At 54.7% G+C, this 17,838-nt stretch carries 14 protein-coding genes; 11 read left to right on the top strand and 3 right to left on the bottom strand.

The annotated features are described in order from the left end of the window. Nucleotides 1–46 precede the first annotated feature (46 nt). Nucleotides 47–685, bottom strand: a complete 639-nt coding sequence (gene msrA / locus ACUY4S_RS20755; protein WP_312691079.1) for a peptide-methionine (S)-S-oxide reductase MsrA — start codon at nt 683–685, stop codon at nt 47–49. Nucleotides 686–929: 244 nt separating this feature from the next. On the opposite strand from msrA, the gene tamA reads away from it, so the two are divergent. From tamA to ACUY4S_RS20735, 4 genes are all read left to right on the top strand, one after another. After that, complete coding sequence (gene tamA, locus ACUY4S_RS20750) at nt 930–2,663, top strand: autotransporter assembly complex protein TamA (protein WP_458021760.1); 1,734 nt, start codon at nt 930–932, stop codon at nt 2,661–2,663. Further along, entirely contained in the window at nt 2,660–6,436 is a 3,777-nt protein-coding gene (gene tamB, locus ACUY4S_RS20745) for an autotransporter assembly complex protein TamB (protein ID WP_458021759.1), read from the top strand. Before tamA ends, tamB begins: the two co-directional genes overlap by 4 nt. Before the next feature lie 2 nt (nt 6,437–6,438). Then, the gene (locus ACUY4S_RS20740; RefSeq protein WP_312691083.1) at nt 6,439–6,789 is read left to right on the top strand and encodes a gamma-glutamylcyclotransferase family protein; all 351 of its coding nucleotides are present in this window, start codon (nt 6,439–6,441) and stop codon (nt 6,787–6,789) included. A gap of 67 nt (nt 6,790–6,856) precedes the next feature. Next, nucleotides 6,857–7,291 (top strand): hypothetical protein, encoded by a 435-nt coding sequence (locus tag ACUY4S_RS20735; protein WP_458021758.1) that lies wholly within the window; start codon nt 6,857–6,859, stop codon nt 7,289–7,291. 107 nt (nt 7,292–7,398) lie between these two features. On the opposite strand, the gene ppa is transcribed toward ACUY4S_RS20735, so the two are convergent. Then, a complete protein-coding gene (gene ppa / locus ACUY4S_RS20730; RefSeq protein WP_023478348.1) occupies nt 7,399–7,929 on the bottom strand; it encodes an inorganic diphosphatase in 531 nt (176 codons plus the stop codon). Nucleotides 7,930–8,329: 400 nt separating this feature from the next. Here ppa and ytfQ point away from each other — a divergent pair, with 400 nt between their 5' ends. The 6 genes from ytfQ (at nt 8,330) to ACUY4S_RS20700 (ending at nt 15,051) form a co-directional block, all read left to right on the top strand. Next, entirely contained in the window at nt 8,330–9,286 is a 957-nt protein-coding gene (ytfQ, locus tag ACUY4S_RS20725) for a galactofuranose ABC transporter substrate-binding protein YtfQ (RefSeq protein ID WP_312691085.1), read from the top strand. Between the two features lie 55 nt (nt 9,287–9,341). Further along, entirely contained in the window at nt 9,342–10,844 is a 1,503-nt protein-coding gene (gene ytfR, locus ACUY4S_RS20720; RefSeq protein WP_312691086.1) for a galactofuranose ABC transporter, ATP-binding protein YtfR, read from the top strand. A gap of 10 nt (nt 10,845–10,854) precedes the next feature. Further along, entirely contained in the window at nt 10,855–11,880 is a 1,026-nt protein-coding gene (gene ytfT / locus ACUY4S_RS20715; RefSeq protein WP_312691087.1) for a galactofuranose ABC transporter, ATP-binding protein YtfT, read from the top strand. Continuing rightward, the gene (yjfF, locus tag ACUY4S_RS20710; RefSeq protein ID WP_312691088.1) at nt 11,867–12,865 is read left to right on the top strand and encodes a galactofuranose ABC transporter, permease protein YjfF; all 999 of its coding nucleotides are present in this window, start codon (nt 11,867–11,869) and stop codon (nt 12,863–12,865) included. Before ytfT ends, yjfF begins: the two co-directional genes overlap by 14 nt. 110 nt (nt 12,866–12,975) lie before the next feature. Further along, nucleotides 12,976–14,541: a methyl-accepting chemotaxis protein gene (locus ACUY4S_RS20705; RefSeq protein ID WP_312691089.1), complete on the top strand. Its 1,566-nt coding sequence runs from the start codon at nt 12,976–12,978 to the stop codon at nt 14,539–14,541. 12 nt (nt 14,542–14,553) lie between these two features. After that, complete coding sequence (locus ACUY4S_RS20700) at nt 14,554–15,051, top strand: DUF2569 domain-containing protein (RefSeq protein ID WP_458021757.1); 498 nt, start codon at nt 14,554–14,556, stop codon at nt 15,049–15,051. Nucleotides 15,052–15,131: 80 nt separating this feature from the next. Here ACUY4S_RS20700 and fbp read toward each other — a convergent pair whose 3' ends face one another. After that, nucleotides 15,132–16,130 carry a class 1 fructose-bisphosphatase gene (gene fbp / locus ACUY4S_RS20695; protein ID WP_458021756.1) on the bottom strand — a complete coding sequence of 333 codons (999 nt, stop codon included), beginning with the start codon at nt 16,128–16,130 and terminating at the stop codon, nt 15,132–15,134. 279 nt (nt 16,131–16,409) lie between these two features. Between fbp and mpl the strand changes: the two genes are divergently transcribed. Beyond that, nucleotides 16,410–17,792 carry a UDP-N-acetylmuramate:L-alanyl-gamma-D-glutamyl-meso-diaminopimelate ligase gene (gene mpl / locus ACUY4S_RS20690; RefSeq protein WP_458021755.1) on the top strand — a complete coding sequence of 461 codons (1,383 nt, stop codon included), beginning with the start codon at nt 16,410–16,412 and terminating at the stop codon, nt 17,790–17,792. Nucleotides 17,793–17,838 lie beyond the last annotated feature (46 nt).

Genomic DNA, 17,838 nt, shown 5'->3' with positions numbered 1-17,838 from the left:
AAGGAAGAGAAAACCGATCCACCCCGTGGATCGGTTATTACTGCGCCTACGCTTGCGGCGGCAGGCAAACGCCAATACCAGCGATACCGCAGTAACCATACGGATTTTTATGCAGATACTGCTGGTGGTCATCTTCTGCGTAATAGAACGGTGTGGCGGTTTTGATTTCGGTTGTCACCTGGCGATCATCGCCTGCGCTACGCATGGCGGCCTGAAAACGTTCGAGGCTGGCTTGCGCCGCTGCGCTTTGCTCTGGCGTTAAGGGGTAGATCCCGGAACGGTACTGGGTACCCTGATCGTTGCCCTGACGCATGCCCTGCGCCGGATCGTGATTCTCCCAGAATACCTGCAACAGCTGTTCGTAGCTCACTAGCTGGGGATCGTACACCACGCGCACGGCTTCGGCGTGACCGGTCTGCCCGCTACACACTTCCCGATAGGTCGGGTTTGGGGTGTACCCGCCTGTATAACCCGCCGCAGTGCTGTAAACGCCCGGTAATTGCCAGAAAAGACGTTCAACGCCCCAGAAGCAGCCCATGGCGAACAGTGCAATTTCCATCCCATCCGGAACATGCGTCATTGAATGCTCGTTGACGGCATGTAAACTGGCGACAGGCATCGGTGTATTGCGTCCGGGTAATGCATCCGACTGAGAAACAAGCTCTTTTTTATCAAACAGACTCACGGTTGAACCTCCCGGAGGGTCGAATTGCGGTTAAGGTTGTAACGGAGCGTGTGTTTTAACACAATATGCACCGTAAACCGACTAGATTTAAACATAAGAAATTTTGGGGTAGTCGTCCGTTTTTCAACCCATGTTTTGGGTTTTTATCGGCTTGTGTACCGCCAACAACGCGGTGCAAAGCTCAGCGCGGAGCTGCGCTTACGTTTCCTTCCAGGGGTGGGAACAAGGATATTCAGGAGAGAACGTGCCAAAGATCCGTCTGTTATGTTTTGCCGGTTTGTTGCTGGCGAGCGAAACGGCCTTCGCTGCCAATGTGCGATTGCAACTGGAAGGGTTGACCGGAGCGCTGCAAAAAAATGTCCGCGCCCAGTTGTCGACCATCGAGAGCGATGAAGTCACGCCCGATCGACGTTTTCAGGCACGTGTGGACGATGCCATCCGTGAAGGATTAAAAGCGTTGGGCTACTACGAGCCGACGATTGATTTTGAACTGCGTCCGCCACCGAAAAAGGGGCGTCAGGTGCTGGTGGCACGCGTGTCACCTGGCGAGCCGGTGCGCATTGGCGGCACCGATGTGGTGCTGCGTGGCGGCGCACGCACCGACAGCGACTACCTCGATTTACTCAAGAAACGCCCGGCCATTGGCTCGGTGCTGAATCACGGCGACTATGACGCCTTTAAAAAGAGCCTCACCAACGTCGCTCTGCGTAAAGGCTACTTTGACAGCCAGTTTAGTAAAAGCCAGCTGGGCATCGCCCTCGACAGACGTCTTGCATTCTGGGATATCGATTACGACAGCGGCCAGCGTTACCGTTTTGGCGCGGTCACCTTTGAAGGGTCGCAAATCCGCGAAGAATATCTGCAAAATCTGGTTCCTTTCCACGCAGGTGATTATTACCAGACCAAAGATCTGGCCGAGCTGAACCGCCGCTTATCAGCCACGGGCTGGTTTAACTCGGTGGTGGTGGCGCCAGAGTTTGATAAAGCCCGTCAGACCAAAGTGCTGCCGCTGAAGGGCGTTGTTTCGCCGCGCACGGAGAACACCATCGAAACCGGGGTGGGTTACTCTACCGATGTGGGGCCGCGCGTCAAAGCGACGTGGAAAAAACCGTGGATGAACTCCTACGGCCACAGCCTGACCACCAGCATGAGTGTGTCGGCACCGGAGCAGCAGCTGGATTTCAGCTATAAAATGCCGCTGCTGAAGAATCCGCTGGAACAGTATTACCTGGTGCAGGGCGGCTTTAAACGCACGGATCTTAACGATACCGAAGCCGACTCCACCACGCTTGCGCTCTCGCGCTACTGGGACCTCTCCAGCGGCTGGCAGCGTGCCATTAACCTGCGCTGGAGTCTCGATCACTTTACCCAGGCCAGCGTGACCAATACCACTATGTTGCTTTACCCTGGCGTGATGATCAGCCGCACCCGCTCACGCGGCGGCCTGATGCCAACGTGGGGAGACTCGCAGCGCTACTCCGTGGACTACTCCAACACCGCATGGGGATCGGATGTCGACTTCCTTGTGCTGCAGGCGCAAAACGTCTGGATCCGTACCCTCTATGATCGCCACCGCTTTGTGGTGCGCGGCAATCTTGGCTGGATCGAAACCGGTGATTTTGATCGTGTCCCGCCGGATCTGCGTTTCTTCGCCGGGGGTGATCGCAGTATTCGCGGCTACAAATACAAATCTATCGCGCCGAAAGATGACGATGGCAAGCTGATCGGTGCCTCGAAACTGGCGACCGGATCGCTGGAATACCAGTACAACGTGAGCGGTAAATGGTGGGGCGCCGTCTTTGTCGACAGCGGCGAAGCGGTGAGCGATATCCGCAAGAGCGATATCAAAACCGGCACTGGTATTGGCGTGCGCTGGGAGTCGCCGGTAGGGCCAATCAAGCTCGATTTTGCCGTACCGGTCGGCGACAAAGATGAGCATGGGTTACAGTTTTACATCGGTCTGGGGCCAGAATTATGAGTTTATGGAAGAAAATCAGCCTCAGTGTACTGGTGTTTATCTTGCTGGTGCTGGGTACGGTGGCATTTTTGGTTGGCACCACCAGCGGGCTGCATCTGCTGTTTAGCGCCGCGAACCGTTGGGTGCCCGGGTTGCATATCGGTCAGGTCATCGGTGGCTGGCGCGATCTGACATTAAAAAATGTTCGCTATGACCAGCCGGGTGTCGCCGTCAATGCCGGGGAGTTTCACCTTGCAGTCAATTTGGGCTGCCTGCGCAGCAGCAGTTTATGTGTGAACGATCTGTCGCTAAAAGACATTAATGTCGCCATCGACAGCAAAAAAATGCCCCCTGCCGCGCCGGTACAGGAAGAGGATAGCGGCCCGCTCAATCTCTCAACACCGTACCCGATTACCCTGAGCCGCGTGGCATTGAACAACGTCAATGTCACTATCGATGACACCACGGTCTCAGTAATGGATTTCAGCACCGGGCTGAACTGGCAAGACAAAGATCTGACGCTGAAACCGACATCGCTACAAGGGTTGCTGATAGCGTTGCCAAAAGTGGAGAAAGTGGCGCAGGAACAGGTCATTGAACCCAAGATAGACAACCCGAAACCGGAAGAGAAACCGCTTGGCGAAACGCTGAAAGCGCTGTTTGAAAAACCGCTGTTGCCAGAAATGACCGATGTGCATCTGCCGCTCAATCTTAACATTGAGGAATTTCGCGGCGAGCAACTGCGTGTCACGGGGGACACCGACATCCTGGTGCGTAACCTGCTGCTTAAAGTGAGCAGCATGAACGGACAGATGAAGCTCGACGCGCTGGAGGTGGATTCAAACCAGGGGCAGGTCAGCGCCACTGGCAGTGCTCAACTGCGTGATAACTGGCCGGTGGATATCACCCTGAACAGCGCGCTGAATATGGCGCCGCTGCAAGGCGAGAAAGTGAAGCTGCACATTGGCGGCGAAATGCGCAAGCAGCTGGACGTTAACGTCAATCTTTCCGGCCCGGTGGATATGGTAATGCAGGCGCAAACGCAACTGGCGGAAGCCGGGCTGCCGTTGAACCTGGCGATCACCAGTAAACAGCTGTACTGGCCGTTTACCGGCGAAAAGGAGTTCCAGGCGGACGATCTGGCGCTGACCTTTAGCGGCAAAATGACCGATTACACGCTGGCGTTCCGGGCTGCGGTTAAAGGCCAGGAGATCCCCCCTGCGACTTTCCAGCTTGCAGGGAAAGGTAATGAGCAGCAAATCAGCATCGATAAGCTCACCATCGCGGCGCTGGAAGGTAAAACCGAATTAACCGCGCTGCTCGACTGGCAGCAGGCGATTAGCTGGCGTGGTGAACTGACCCTGAACGGTATTGATACCGCAAAAGCTTTCCCGGAATGGCCATCAAAGCTGAATGGCCTGATCAAAACCCGCGGCAGCCTTTATGGCGGAAGCTGGCAACTGGATGTGCCAGAACTGAAGCTCAATGGCAATGTGAAGAATAACAAAGTTAATGTGGCCGGGCAGGTGAAAGGCAACAGCTACCTGCAGTGGACGATCCCTGATTTGCACCTGGAACTGGGGCGTAACAGCGCTGATATCAAAGGTGAGCTGGGGGTTAAAGATCTCAATCTGGATGCCAACATTGATGCGCCAGGACTGGATAACGCTCTGCCAGGACTTGGCGGTACGGCAAAAGGGATCGTAAAAATACGCGGCACAGTCGATGCGCCGCAGGCGCTGGCGGACATTACGGCCAACGGATTACGCTGGCAGGATCTTTCCATTGCCCGGGTTCGGGTGGAAGGGGATGTGAAATCCAGCGATCAGATCGCCGGCAAGCTGGATGTTCGTGTCGAGCGTATCAGCCAGCCGGGTGTTAACGTCAGCCTGGTGACGCTGGCGGCCGACGGCAATGAAAAACAGCACAAGCTACAGTTGCGTGTCCAGGGCGAGCCGGTATCCGGGCAACTGAACCTGGCAGGGAGCTTTGATCGCCAGGAACAGCGCTGGAAAGGCACTCTGAGCGATACGCGCTTCGCCACGCCGGTAGGGCCCTGGTCGATTAACAGACCGATCGCGCTGGATTACCGAAACCAGGAGCAGAAAATCGCCATTGGCCCGCACTGCTGGCTTAACCCTAATGCGGAGCTGTGTGTGCCGCAAACCATCGATGCTGGCGCGCAGGGGCATGCGGTGGTGAACCTCAACCGTTTCGATTTGGCAATGCTGAAACCCTTTATGCCAGACACTACTCAAGCGAGCGGTGTGTTTAGCGGTAAAGCGGACGTCAGTTGGGATGCCAGCAAAGAGGGGCTACCGCAAGGACAGGTGACGTTATCCGGGCGCAATGTGAAAGTGACGCAGGTGGTAAACGATGCGCCGCTGCCGGTGGCCTTTGAGACGCTGAATCTTAATGCCCAGTTACGTAATAACCGCGCCGATCTGGGCTGGCTGATCCGCCTGACTAATAACGGGCAATTCGATGGACAGGTGCAGATCACCGATCCGCAAGGTCGGCGCAATCTGGGCGGTAACGTCAATATTCGCAACTTCTCACTGGCTATGGCCAATGCCATTTTCAGCCGTGGCGAGAAAGTAGCCGGTACCCTGAATGCGAACCTGCGGCTGGCAGGTAATGCCCGGAGCCCGCAACTGTTCGGTCAGTTGGGCCTGAATGGCATTGATGTGGAAGGCAATTTTATGCCGTTCGATATGCAACCCAGCCAGCTGGCGATTAACTTCAATGGCATGCGATCTGTATTGCAGGGCGTGGTGCGGACCGGACAGGGGCAAATCAACCTCAGTGGCGATGCCGACTGGAGCCAAATTGATAACTGGCGCGCACGCATTGCGGCGAAGGGCAGTAAAGTGCGCATTACCGTACCGCCGATGGTGCGGCTGGACGTGTCGCCGGACGTGGTGTTTGAGGCCACCCCAAGCTTGTTTACGCTTGATGGCAGTGTCGACGTGCCGTGGGCGCGCATTGTGGTGCATGACGTACCGGAAAGCGCAGTCGGCGTCTCCAGTGATGAGGTGATGCTTAACGATCAGCTGAAACCCGAGAAGCCGCAGACCGCATCGATCCCGATAAACAGTAATCTGGTTATCCACGTTGGGAATAACGTTCGTCTGGATGCGTTTGGCCTGAAAGCCAGGCTGACCGGCGACCTGAAAGTGGCGCAGGATAAACAGGGACTGGGGCTTAATGGGCAAATTAATATTCCTGAAGGGCGATTCCATGCTTATGGTCAGGATTTGATCGTGCGTAAAGGCGAGTTGCTGTTCTCCGGGCCGCCCGATCAACCGCTGCTGAACATTGAGGCGATCCGTAACCCGGACTCGACAGAAAACGATGTGATCGCCGGGGTGCGGGTCACCGGGACTGCAGACGAGCCGAAAGCGGAGATCTTCTCCGATCCGGCGATGTCGCAGCAGGAAGCGCTCTCCTACCTGCTGCGCGGGCAGGGTCTGGACAGTCAACAGAGCGATAGTGCAGCAATGACCTCTATGTTGGTAGGCCTGGGGGTTGCACAAAGTGGTCAGGTTGTGGGTAAAATCGGCGAGACGTTTGGCGTAAGCAACCTGGCGCTGGATACCCAGGGAGTAGGCGACTCCTCTCAGGTGGTGGTCAGTGGTTATGTGCTGCCGGGTCTACAGGTAAAATATGGTGTCGGAATTTTTGACTCACTGGCGACTCTCACGTTACGTTATCGCCTGATGCCTAAGCTGTATCTTGAAGCGGTGTCTGGCGTAGATCAGGCACTTGATTTGCTCTATCAGTTTGAGTTTTAGCAATGCGAATATTTGTCTACGGCAGTTTACGAAGCAAACAAGGCAACAGTCACTGGATGACCAATGCGCAGTGGCTGGGGGATTTTTGCGTCGAAAATCATCAGCTGTTTAGTCTGGGACATTACCCGGGTGCAGTGCCGGGTGAAGGAAGCGTGCAGGGCGAAGTGTATCGTATTGATGCGGCAACGCTCGGCGAGCTGGATGCGCTGCGCACCGCTGGCGGCGAATATAAACGTCAGCTTATCCAGACGCCTTATGGCAGCGCCTGGATGTATGTGTATCAGCGTTCGGTTGAGGGTAAAACCCTCATCGAAACCGGTAACTGGCTCGACAGAGATAAGTACCAGAAATAGTCAGTATCAGAAGACCGCGCCGCAGGGCGCGGTTTTTCTTTGGGTAAAATAAAGGACGGCAGGGTCAATGAGAAAAACAGTCTGGGCAATCGTGGGCGTACTGCTGCTGATCGGATCGTTCAGTTTTGGCTATCAGACTTACTACTCGTTCCTGCGCTATTTCTGGGGGCCGGCCGAACTGGTTACCACATCCATACAGGATATGCTGGTGGCCAATCTGCTCAACGGCCTGCAATTTGCCTTCTGCGGCTTTTTAATGTTGATGGTGTTGATACGCCGGAATGCCCGGCGCCGTTTCACAACACATGGTCTGGCACTCACCGGCGTGGGGGTAGTGATCAGCAACGCCGTGCTCTACAGCCTGTTTGTCGTTATCCACAAGTTCGCGCTGGCACCGACGTTACCTGACGGGATCAGTATTAATATCACCCACCAGTATTTCTCTCCGGAAATGTTATTGAGCACAGTGATCGTAGTGCTCTTCGTCAGGGCCCGTCGCTAAGGCTTTTTCCCGGGTCTGAGCGTGGTTTGTGGCAGACGAAAAAAAGACAGGCATAAAAAAGCCCCGACCGCGTTAACCGCGTCAGGGCTTTTGGCCATAAAAGCGAATTACTTCTTGGCAGCGCGTTCGAAGGAGGCAACGATTTCAGCTTTCGCCGCTTCAGCGTTGTCCCAACCGTCCACTTTCACCCATTTGCCTTTTTCAAGATCTTTATAGTGCTCGAAGAAGTGGGTGATCTGCGCTTTCAGCAGTTCCGGCAGGTCGTTCACATCTTTAATGTGATCGTACTCTTTGCTCAGCTTAGTGTGCGGAACAGCAACCAGTTTCGCATCTTCACCGGACTCGTCGGTCATTTTCAGCACGCCAACCGGACGGCAGCGAATAACAGAGCCTGGCTCCAGCGGGTAAGGCGTCGGGACCAGCACGTCTACCGGGTCACCATCCAGAGAGAGGGTGTGGTTGATGTAACCGTAGTTGCACGGATAGAACATCGCGGTGGACATAAAACGGTCAACAAACAGCGCGCCGCTTTCTTTGTCGACTTCGTATTTGATCGGGTCTGCGTTAGCCGGGATTTCGATAACAACGTAGATATCTTCTGGCAGATCTTTACCCGCCGGGACGTTAAGTAAGCTCATGTTTGTTTCCTTTAAAATGTGTGGCAAACAAGTGCCGGGTATTATAGCCAACTGGTTGTGAATGTCTTTGCTTGTTTTAACTTACTCACACTTTTCAGACGCTTTTCTTGTGCCAGTTTGTGACAGTTTTGTCCATAACCATAGCAGCATACTGAATAAATTTATGTAAGCGATTACAGTGAAATTGTCGCACTGTTTCAGCGCAGTAAATTTCTGCAATTTCAATGGATAATTGAGGTGAATTAAACCACCCCTTTTCGCGCGCCAGATCGCAACTGACTCACAACAATTCATTCACTTTTCCGATTTGTGATGTAACGCATTTTGTTACATCCCCGATTGTCTATAGTTTCCCCGCAGGTGAAGTTGTAGCCAACAATAACCCTACGAGGATGCTCTTATGTGGAAGCGCTTACTTCTTGTCACAGCAGTTTCGGCAGCCATGTCGTCTATGGTAATGGCCGCCCCGTTAACCGTGGGATTTTCGCAGGTCGGATCAGAGTCCGGCTGGCGTGCCGCTGAAACCAACGTCGCGAAAAGCGAAGCCAGCAAACGCGGCATTACGCTGAAGATTGCTGACGGTCAGCAAAAACAGGAAAACCAGATCAAAGCCGTGCGTTCGTTTATCGCCCAGGGCGTGGACGCCATCTTTATTGCCCCGGTGGTAGCGACCGGCTGGGAGCCGGTACTGAAAGAAGCGAAAGATGCCGAAATTCCGGTTTTCCTTCTCGACCGCTCCATTGATGTAAAAGACAAATCGCTCTATATGACCACCGTCACCGCTGACAACGTGCTGGAAGGCAAATTGATTGGCGACTGGCTGGTGAAAACAGTGGCGGGTAAGCCCTGTAACGTTGTAGAGCTGCAGGGTACCGTGGGTGCCAGCGTTGCGATCGATCGTAAAAAAGGTTTCGCCGAAGCCATCTCAAAAGCCTCGAACATCAAAATTATTCGTTCTCAGTCTGGCGACTTTACCCGCAGCAAGGGCAAAGAGGTGATGGAGAGCTTTATCAAGGCGGAAAACAACGGCAAGAACATTTGCATGGTTTACGCCCATAACGATGACATGGCGATCGGTGCCATCCAGGCGATCAAAGAAGCAGGCCTGAAGCCGGGCAAAGACATTCTGACCGGCTCTATCGACGGCGTGCCGGATATCTACAAAGCGATGATTGACGGTGAAGCGAACGCCAGCGTCGAGCTGACGCCAAATATGGCCGGCCCGGCTTTCGATGCACTGGAGAAATTTAAAAAAGACGGTACTCAGCCGCCGAAGCTGACCATTACCAAGTCCACGCTCTATCTGCCGGATACGGCGAAAGAGGAGCTCGAGAAGAAGAAAAACATGGGCTATTGAGTCCTGAGTTCCCTCTCCCCGCTGGGGAGAGGGCGATGTAGAAGGGGAGAGGGTCATGACTGACGCAGCACCGCAGGAGATCCTGCGAACCGAAGGATTAAGTAAATTCTTTCCCGGCGTTAAGGCGCTCGATAACGTGGATTTTAGCCTGCGACGCGGCGAGATCATGGCTCTGCTCGGCGAAAACGGCGCGGGAAAATCAACGCTGATTAAGGCCCTGACGGGGGTTTACCAGGCCGATAAAGGCGCAATCTGGCTGGAAGGCCAGCAGATTCGGCCAAAAAACACCGCCCACGCTCAGCAACTGGGCATTGGCACGGTTTACCAGGAAGTGAACCTGCTGCCGAATATGTCGGTAGCGGATAATCTTTTTATTGGCCGTGAGCCGCGACGGTTTGGCCTGCTGCGCCGAAAAGAGATGGAAGCGCGCGCAACCGCATTAATGGAGTCTTACGGCTTTTCGCTGGATGTGCGCGAGCCGCTAAACCGCTATTCAGTGGCGATGCAGCAGATCGTGGCGATCTGTCGCGCGATTGATCTCTCCGCAAAAGTGTTGATCCTCGACGAGCCGACCGCCAGCCTGGATACCCAGGAGGTGGAAATGCTGTTTACCCTGATGCGCCAGCTTAGCGCGCAGGGCGTCAGCCTGATATTCGTCACCCATTTTCTTGACCAGGTTTATGAAGTCAGCGACCGCATTACCGTTCTGCGTAACGGCGGCTTTGTTGGCTGTCAGCCGACCAGCGAATTGCCGCAAATCGAACTGGTCAAAATGATGCTGGGCCGCGAGCTGGAGAGTAATGCACTGCAACGTGCCGGGCGTACGCTGTTGAGCGAAAAACCGGTAGCGGCGTTTAAAGGCTTCGGTAAGAAAGGCACGATTTTGCCGTTTGATCTGGAGGTTCGCCCTGGTGAAATCGTCGGCCTGGCCGGGCTGCTTGGTTCCGGGCGTACTGAAACTGCCGAAGTGATTTTTGGCATCAAACCTGCCGACAGCGGTAGCGCCACCATCAAAGGCAAAGCGCAGACGTTACGTTCTCCGCACCAGGCATCCTGTCTTGGTATTGGCTTTTGCCCGGAAGATCGCAAAACCGACGGCATTATTGCGGCGGCTTCCGTAAGGGAAAATATTGTGCTGGCGCTGCAGGCACAGCGCGGCTGGCTGCGACCCATTCCCCGCAAAGAGCAAAATGCGATTGCCGAACGCTTTATCCGCCAGTTAGGCATTCGCACGCCCAGCGCGGAACAACCCATTGAGTTCCTCTCTGGCGGCAATCAGCAAAAAGTCCTGCTTTCGCGCTGGCTGCTGACTCGCCCGCAATTTCTTATTCTCGACGAGCCGACACGCGGCATCGATGTGGGCGCACATGCCGAGATCATCCGTCTGATTGAGACGCTATGTGCTGATGGCCTGGCGCTGCTGGTCATTTCGTCCGAACTGGAAGAGTTAGTAGGCTATGCGGATCGGGTGATTATCATGCGCGATCGCAAACAGGTCGCAGAGATCCCGCTCGCTGAGCTATCGGTTCCGGCGATCATGAATGCCATTGCGGCATAAGGAGTAGAGTGTGATGCCTCAATCTCTTGGGCAAACCGGGCAGCCAAAGCGGCGGTTTAAGTGGCCTGTCGGCACGCCGCAACTGATAGCTCTGCTGCTGGTACTGGTGGTGGATAGCCTTGTCGCACCGCATTTTTACCAGGTGGTGTTGCAGGACGGGCGGCTGTTCGGCAGCCCTGTCGACATTCTTAACCGTGCCGCGCCGGTCGCGTTGCTGGCGATCGGTATGACGCTGGTGATTGCCACGGGCGGCATTGACCTCTCTGTTGGAGCGGTGATGGCCATCGCCGGGGCGACGGCGGCGTCGATGACCGTTGCCGGCTACAGCCTGGGCATGGTGCTGCTGGCAGCGCTGGGGACGGGCATCCTGGCGGGGCTGTGGAACGGCATTCTGGTGGCGATCCTGAAAATTCAGCCCTTTGTTGCCACGTTGATCCTGATGGTGGCGGGGCGCGGTGTTGCGCAGTTGATCACCTCGGGGCAAATCGTTACTTTCAATGCCCCCTCGCTGGCGTGGCTGGGCAGCGGTTCGCTGTTGTTATTCCCAACGCCGGTGATGATTGCGCTGGCGACGCTGGTGCTGTTCTGGTTATTCACCCGTAAAACCGCGCTGGGTATGTTTATCGAAGCGGTGGGGATCAACATTCGCGCGGCGAAAAACGCCGGGGTCAGCACCCGCCTCGTGGTTATGTTGACCTACGTGCTGAGCGGCGTCTGCGCCGCGATTGCAGGTGTCATTGTCACGGCCGATATTCGCGGTGCCGATGCCAATAATGCGGGGCTGTGGCTGGAGCTGGACGCTATCCTGGCGGTGGTGATCGGCGGCGGCTCGCTGATGGGGGGACGCTTCAATCTCGTGTTGTCGGTGGTGGGCGCATTGATTATTCAAGGGATGAACACCGGTATTCTGCTCTCCGGGTTCCAGCCAGAACTCAACCAGGTTGTGAAAGCCGTGGTGGTGATGTGCGTACTGATTGTGCAGTCGCCGCGCTTTATCGCGTTGATTAAAGGAGTCCGCGGTCATGATAAAACGTAATTTGCCGCTCATGATCACGCTGGGCGTGTTCGTGCTCGGCTACCTCTACTGCCTGACACAGTTTCCGGGCTTTGCCTCGACGCGGGTTATCTGCAACATCCTGACAGATAATGCGTTTCTCGGGATTATCGCCGTTGGTATGACCTTTGTGATCCTCTCCGGCGGTATCGATTTATCGGTCGGTTCCGTCATCGCTTTTAGCGGCGTCTTCCTGGCGAAGGCCATTGGCGACTGGGGCATCTCACCACTGCTGGCTTTCCCGCTGATCCTGGCGATGGGCTGCGCTTTCGGTGCGTTTATGGGGTTGCTGATTGATGCGTTAAAAATTCCCGCTTTTATCATTACCCTGGCGGGGATGTTTTTCCTGCGTGGGGTCAGCTACTTATTGTCGGAGGAGTCCATTCCTATCAACCACCCCATTTACGACACGCTCTCCAGCCTTGCGTGGAAAATCCCTGGCGGCGGGCGCTTAAGCGCAATGGGGTTACTGATGTTGCTGGTTGTGGTGATGGGTATTTTTCTGGCGCACCGTACCCGGTTCGGTAATGAGGTTTATGCCATCGGCGGTAATGCAACCTCGGCGAATTTAATGGGCATCTCTACCCGAAGTACCACGGTGCGGATTTACATGTTGTCGACCGGACTGGCGACGCTGGCCGGGATTGTGTTCTCTGTTTATACCCAGGCTGGCTATGCGCTGGCGGGCGTTGGCGTGGAGCTGGACGCCATTGCCTCGGTGGTGATTGGCGGCACTTTATTGAGCGGCGGCGTGGGGACGGTGCTCGGCACGCTGTTTGGCGTAGCGATCCAGGGGCTGATTCAGACCTATATCAACTTTGATGGTACGCTCAGCTCGTGGTGGACCAAAATCGCCATTGGTATTCTGTTGTTTATTTTTATCGCGTTGCAACGTGGCCTGACAGTATTGTGGGAGAACCGACAAAGCTCTCCTGTAACACGTGTTAGCACAACCGTAACAAAATAGTAACGTCATGAAAAATTGATGTATTCCTAAAGTAATTCCGTTAGCAGTCGATAACTGACGAATGGGCTTAATTTGCGCCAAAAAGTATCACTGCTACCGGAATTCACATCATGCTTAAAACGCTTTCGATCCGTACTGGTTTACTTTCGTTGTTGGCTGTTATGACCCTCCTGCTGCTGCTGGTCAGCGGTATTGGAGTGTATGCATTAAATAAAAGCTCTTCGTCGCTGGAGCGTATTAGTCAGTTGCAGGGCGAGAAAATGGCGCGTCTGAGTGAAGGGTATACCCTGATCCTGCGCGCACGTAATGAAGCAGGCCAGGCTGTGCGTATGATGGAAGTCGGCCTGCTGGATGATGCAGCAAAATCCGTTAAGATGATCAACACCGAAATCGCCCAGGGCGAGAATGCGCTGTCCGGCGTGATCAAGATGGGTGTGGATGACGAACAAGGCGCTGCGCTGCTGGGGCAAATGGCAAAAAGCTATGGCGATTACGTCAACCAGGGCATTACGCCGATGCAGGATGCCCTGAACAAACAGAGCGCCGATGCGTATTACGATCTGCTGGAAAACAAACTTATCCCTATCTCCCGCCAGTTCGACAACGATATGCAATCTTTCCAGCGCTGGGGCGAGGCGCGGGGTAAAACCGAAGTGGCCGCCGTACAGAGCAGTAAAAACGTGGTGATGCTGCTGATTATGGTCGTGGCGCTGCTGGTGGCGGGCATTATCGTGCTGGCCTGGCTGGCGCTGCGCCATATGCTATTGAAACCGCTGGAAAGCTCCATCGAACAGCTTGAAAAGGTTGCCGCGGGTGATTTGGCACAGGTGAAAGCCGAAGTGGCGAGCCAGGAGTTCAACCGCCTGAACGCCGCCATTGAGGAGATGCGCCATGCGCTGATCAACTCAGTAACGCGGGTGCGCGATGCCAGTTCCCAAATCGATACCGGTAGCCGCGAACTCGCTGCCGGCAACGTCGATCTGTCACAGCGTACGGAATCTACGGCCACGTCGCTCGAGCAGACGGCCGCGAGTATGGAACAGATCACCGCCACGGTAAAACTGAATGCCGACAATGCCGAGCAGGCGCACCAACTGGCGCAGACCGTCTCTGATACCGCGGATCGCGGTAGCGAAATGGTGTGTTATGTGATTGAAAAAATGCGCGATATCTCCGGCAGTTCTGACCGTATCGCCGACATTCTTAGCGTTATCGACTCCATCGCCTTCCAGACTAATATTCTGGCGCTGAACGCAGCGGTAGAAGCCGCCCGCGCCGGAGAGCAGGGCCGTGGTTTCGCTGTGGTAGCCGGTGAAGTGCGTAACCTCGCCAGCCGTAGCGCAGAAGCAGCCAAAGAGATCCGCACGCTTATCAGCAGCTCGCAGGCGCAAGTCTCTGAAGGGAGTGATTTGGCAATGCAGGCCGGGGAAACGATGGACGAAATCGCAGAAGAAGTGTTGCGAATGACCAAATTAATGCGCGAAATCGCCAATGCATCGCAGGAACAGAGCCGGGGCATTGAGCAGGTGAACATTGCGGTCAGCCAGATGGATGAAACGGCGCAGCAAAACGCAGCGCTGGTGCAGCAGTCCTCTGCGGCGACGCGTTCACTGGAAGAACAGTCTCGCGAGTTGTTACAGGCTATGGCATCATTTCGCCTGCAAACTCAGGCGTAATCAGGAAGGAACATGGGCGTTTGTATTCAGTGCGATAAAGAAGCACTCAAAGACAGTGATTATTGTGCACAGTGTGAGGAGCGCGAATTCAAAAAAATTCGTGGCTGGCTGTATGTGGCCGCCTTCGGGCTGATCATGAGCATTCTGAGCACAGTCCTCAGCATTAACAGCAGCCTGCGCCTGTTAATGGAGTACTACGCCCAGATTGACGGCACGCGAAAAGCCATTCTGTTTTTTGAACTGTTTGCCTGGCTGATTCTGTTTGGGTTTTCGCTGTTTACCAGCAGCCTGTTTTTCCGCAAGAAGCGTCTGCTGCCGCGCTGCTATATCGCGCTGTTGGTGATGTGGGTTGCGTTTATGGTGATTGATTTGTTGCTTGCGCATCAGTATCTGGCAATGCCCTTTGCCTATGAGACAGTACAGCCGGTGATCCGCAATATCCTTAGCGCCTGTATCTGGATCCCTTATTTCCTTGTTTCTGTGCGGGTAAAACGCACATTTGTACGCTGATGCTCTGAAATTTGCCCGTCCAGGCGTGTCAGGCTGTGGCCGGGCAAGTCCCTAACTGGCGCTTACAGCGCCAAAACGGATTATGCGTCCGGGTACTCACGCATAAAACGTTCAACATCTTCAACCATATGCTCATTGCCGACGAAGAATGGACGGCGCTGGTGCAGGCTTTCCGGCTGGATATCCAGAATACGTGCTTTACCATCGCTGGCCTTGCCACCCGCTTGTTCCGCGAGGAACGCCATCGGGTTGCATTCGTACAGCAGACGCAGTTTCCCTTCCGGGTGGCTGGCGGTGCTAGGGTAGAGATAAATACCGCCTTTCAGCAGGTTACGATGGAAATCCGCCACCAGTGAGCCGATGTAACGCGTAGTATAAGGACGGTGCGTGGCCTTATCTTCTTCCTGGCAGAATTTCAGGTATTTCTTCACGCCCTGCGGGAACTTGATGTAGTTACCTTCGTTGATGGAGTAAGTGTAACCCTGCTCCGGGAAGCGCATCCGCTCCTGGCACAGGCAGAACACGCCCAGCGACGGGTCATACGTAAAGGCATGAACACCGCAGCCGGTGGTGTAAACCAGCATCGTGGAGGAGCCGTACACCACATAACCCGCTGCGACCTGTTTGTTACCCGGTTGCAGGAAATCTTCCATCGTAACCGGCGTACCCACTGGGGTTACACGGCGGTAGATAGAGAAAATCGTCCCGACAGAGACGTTAACGTCGATGTTGGAAGAGCCATCCAGAGGATCCATCAGCACCACGTACTTGGCGTGCTCGCAACCTTCGAAAACGACAATTTCATCTTCTTCTTCGGAAGCGATACCCGCCACGATATCGCGGGCGCGAAGTGCATTTTTCAGTTTTTCATTCGCGAACAGATCGAGTTTTTGTTGCTCCTCGCCCTGCACGTTTTCAGCACCACTGGCACCCAGGATATCGACCAGACCGGCCTTATTGATATCGCGATGAATGATCTTGGCGCCCAGTTTTATCGCCGACAGCAAAGCAGTCAGTTCACCCGTTGCATGCGAGAACTCATGCTGCTTTTCGACAATAAATTCACCTAACGTTTTCATAACACTTTCCCTGCATTTTTAATATGGAGTAAAGCGATTGTAGCCTGTGGTTTTCAGGTTGCTGATGACAGCAAGTTCCGGATATTAAACAGCTGACGCTGTAACAGCCAGAGCTTTCGCAAACGAAAACGCGACGTACATGCAACAATACTAACAAAGATTCAAAAGTTCGTGCTCAGGTGAATCGCGCCAGCTACATACGGATTATCCTGAAATGCATTTCTCAGACGTTAAACATATGAGTAAAATGTGCGCCAGTTTAAGAAAGGATAATGACGCATGCGCATTCATATTTTGGGGATTTGTGGCACGTTCATGGGAGGGCTTGCCATGCTGGCGCGCTCCCTTGGACACCAGGTTACCGGGTCGGATACCGATATTTATCCGCCGATGAGCACCCTGCTCGAAAAAGAAGGCATTGCGCTGACGCAGGGATACGACGCCAGCCAGCTCGATCCTGCGCCGGATTTGGTGATTGTCGGTAATGTAATGAAGCGCGGTAATCCGTGTGTTGAAGCCGTTCTGGAGAAAAACATTCCGTTTATGTCCGGCCCGCAATGGCTGCACGACTTCGTACTACGCGACCGCTGGGTGGTGGCCATTGCCGGGACACACGGTAAAACGACCACCGCCGGAATGGCGACCTGGATCCTTGACGCGTGCGGTTACAAGCCTGGGTTTGTGATCGGCGGTGTTCCGGGTAATTTTGAGGTTTCTGCACGTCTGGGTGAAAGCCCGTTCTTCGTTATCGAAGCAGATGAATATGATTGCGCCTTCTTCGACAAGCGTTCCAAATTTGTGCATTACTGCCCGCGTTCGCTGGTGCTCAACAACCTTGAGTTTGACCATGCGGATATTTTTGACGATCTGAAAGCGATCCAGAAACAGTTCCACCACCTGGTGCGTATTGTGCCAGGGCAGGGGAAAATTATCTGGCCTGAAAACGACATCAATCTGAAACAGACGATGGCGATGGGCTGCTGGAGCGAGCAGGAACTGGTGGGTGAACAAGGCCACTGGCAGGCGAAAAAACTCAATACCGATGCCTCCCATTGGGAAGTCTGGCTGGATAACGAATGTGTCGGCCAGGTGAACTGGGGTCTGGTTGGCGAGCACAATATGCACAATGGCCTGATGGCGATTGCTGCGGCGCGCCACGTGGGGGTTGCGCCGGCAGATGCGGCCAATGCGCTGGGATCGTTCATCAATGCCCGTCGCCGTCTTGAACTGCGTGGTGAAGCCAACGGCGTAACGGTGTACGACGACTTTGCTCACCATCCGACGGCAATTCTGGCGACGCTTGCTGCACTGCGCGGTAAAGTGGGTGGCACGGCCAAGATCATCGCCGTGCTGGAGCCGCGTTCCAACACCATGAAAATGGGCGTGTGCAAAGACGATCTGGCCCCGTCTCTGGGACGTGCTGATGAAGTTTACCTGCTGCAGCCGCAGCATATTCCGTGGCAGGTTGCCGAAGTGGCAGATGCCTGTGTGCAGCCAGCTTACTGGAGCGCGGATGTCGACACGCTGGCCGATATGATCGTGAAGAGTGCGCAGCCGGGCGATCACATTCTGGTGATGAGCAACGGTGGTTTTGGCGGCATTCATCAGAAACTGCTGGATGGCCTGACGAAGAAAGCGGAACTGGCGGCTGAAAACGTCTGAGCCTGCGTGGCTGAATAAAAACCGCGACCGGTACACCGGCGCGGTT

It is taken from the genome of Kosakonia beeri (assembly GCF_054165705.1).
This window is presented reverse-complemented; position numbering and strand designations above follow the sequence as displayed.

Excerpts from the sequence above, each read along its gene's own strand:
- ACUY4S_RS20705 (WP_312691089.1), top strand. The coding sequence starts at position 12,976 with ATGCTTAAAACGCTTTCGATCCGTACTGGTTTACTTTCGTTGTTGGCT.
- ytfQ (WP_312691085.1), top strand. The coding sequence starts at position 8,330 with ATGTGGAAGCGCTTACTTCTTGTCACAGCAGTTTCGGCAGCCATGTCG.
- tamB (WP_458021759.1), top strand. The coding sequence starts at position 2,660 with ATGAGTTTATGGAAGAAAATCAGCCTCAGTGTACTGGTGTTTATCTTG.
- ACUY4S_RS20700 (WP_458021757.1), top strand. The coding sequence starts at position 14,554 with ATGGGCGTTTGTATTCAGTGCGATAAAGAAGCACTCAAAGACAGTGAT.
- mpl (WP_458021755.1), top strand. The coding sequence starts at position 16,410 with ATGCGCATTCATATTTTGGGGATTTGTGGCACGTTCATGGGAGGGCTT.
- yjfF (WP_312691088.1), top strand. The coding sequence starts at position 11,867 with ATGATAAAACGTAATTTGCCGCTCATGATCACGCTGGGCGTGTTCGTG.
- fbp (WP_458021756.1), bottom strand. The coding sequence starts at position 16,130 with ATGAAAACGTTAGGTGAATTTATTGTCGAAAAGCAGCATGAGTTCTCG.
- ytfR (WP_312691086.1), top strand. The coding sequence starts at position 9,342 with ATGACTGACGCAGCACCGCAGGAGATCCTGCGAACCGAAGGATTAAGT.
- ACUY4S_RS20740 (WP_312691083.1), top strand. The coding sequence starts at position 6,439 with ATGCGAATATTTGTCTACGGCAGTTTACGAAGCAAACAAGGCAACAGT.
- ppa (WP_023478348.1), bottom strand. The coding sequence starts at position 7,929 with ATGAGCTTACTTAACGTCCCGGCGGGTAAAGATCTGCCAGAAGATATC.
- ACUY4S_RS20735 (WP_458021758.1), top strand. The coding sequence starts at position 6,857 with ATGAGAAAAACAGTCTGGGCAATCGTGGGCGTACTGCTGCTGATCGGA.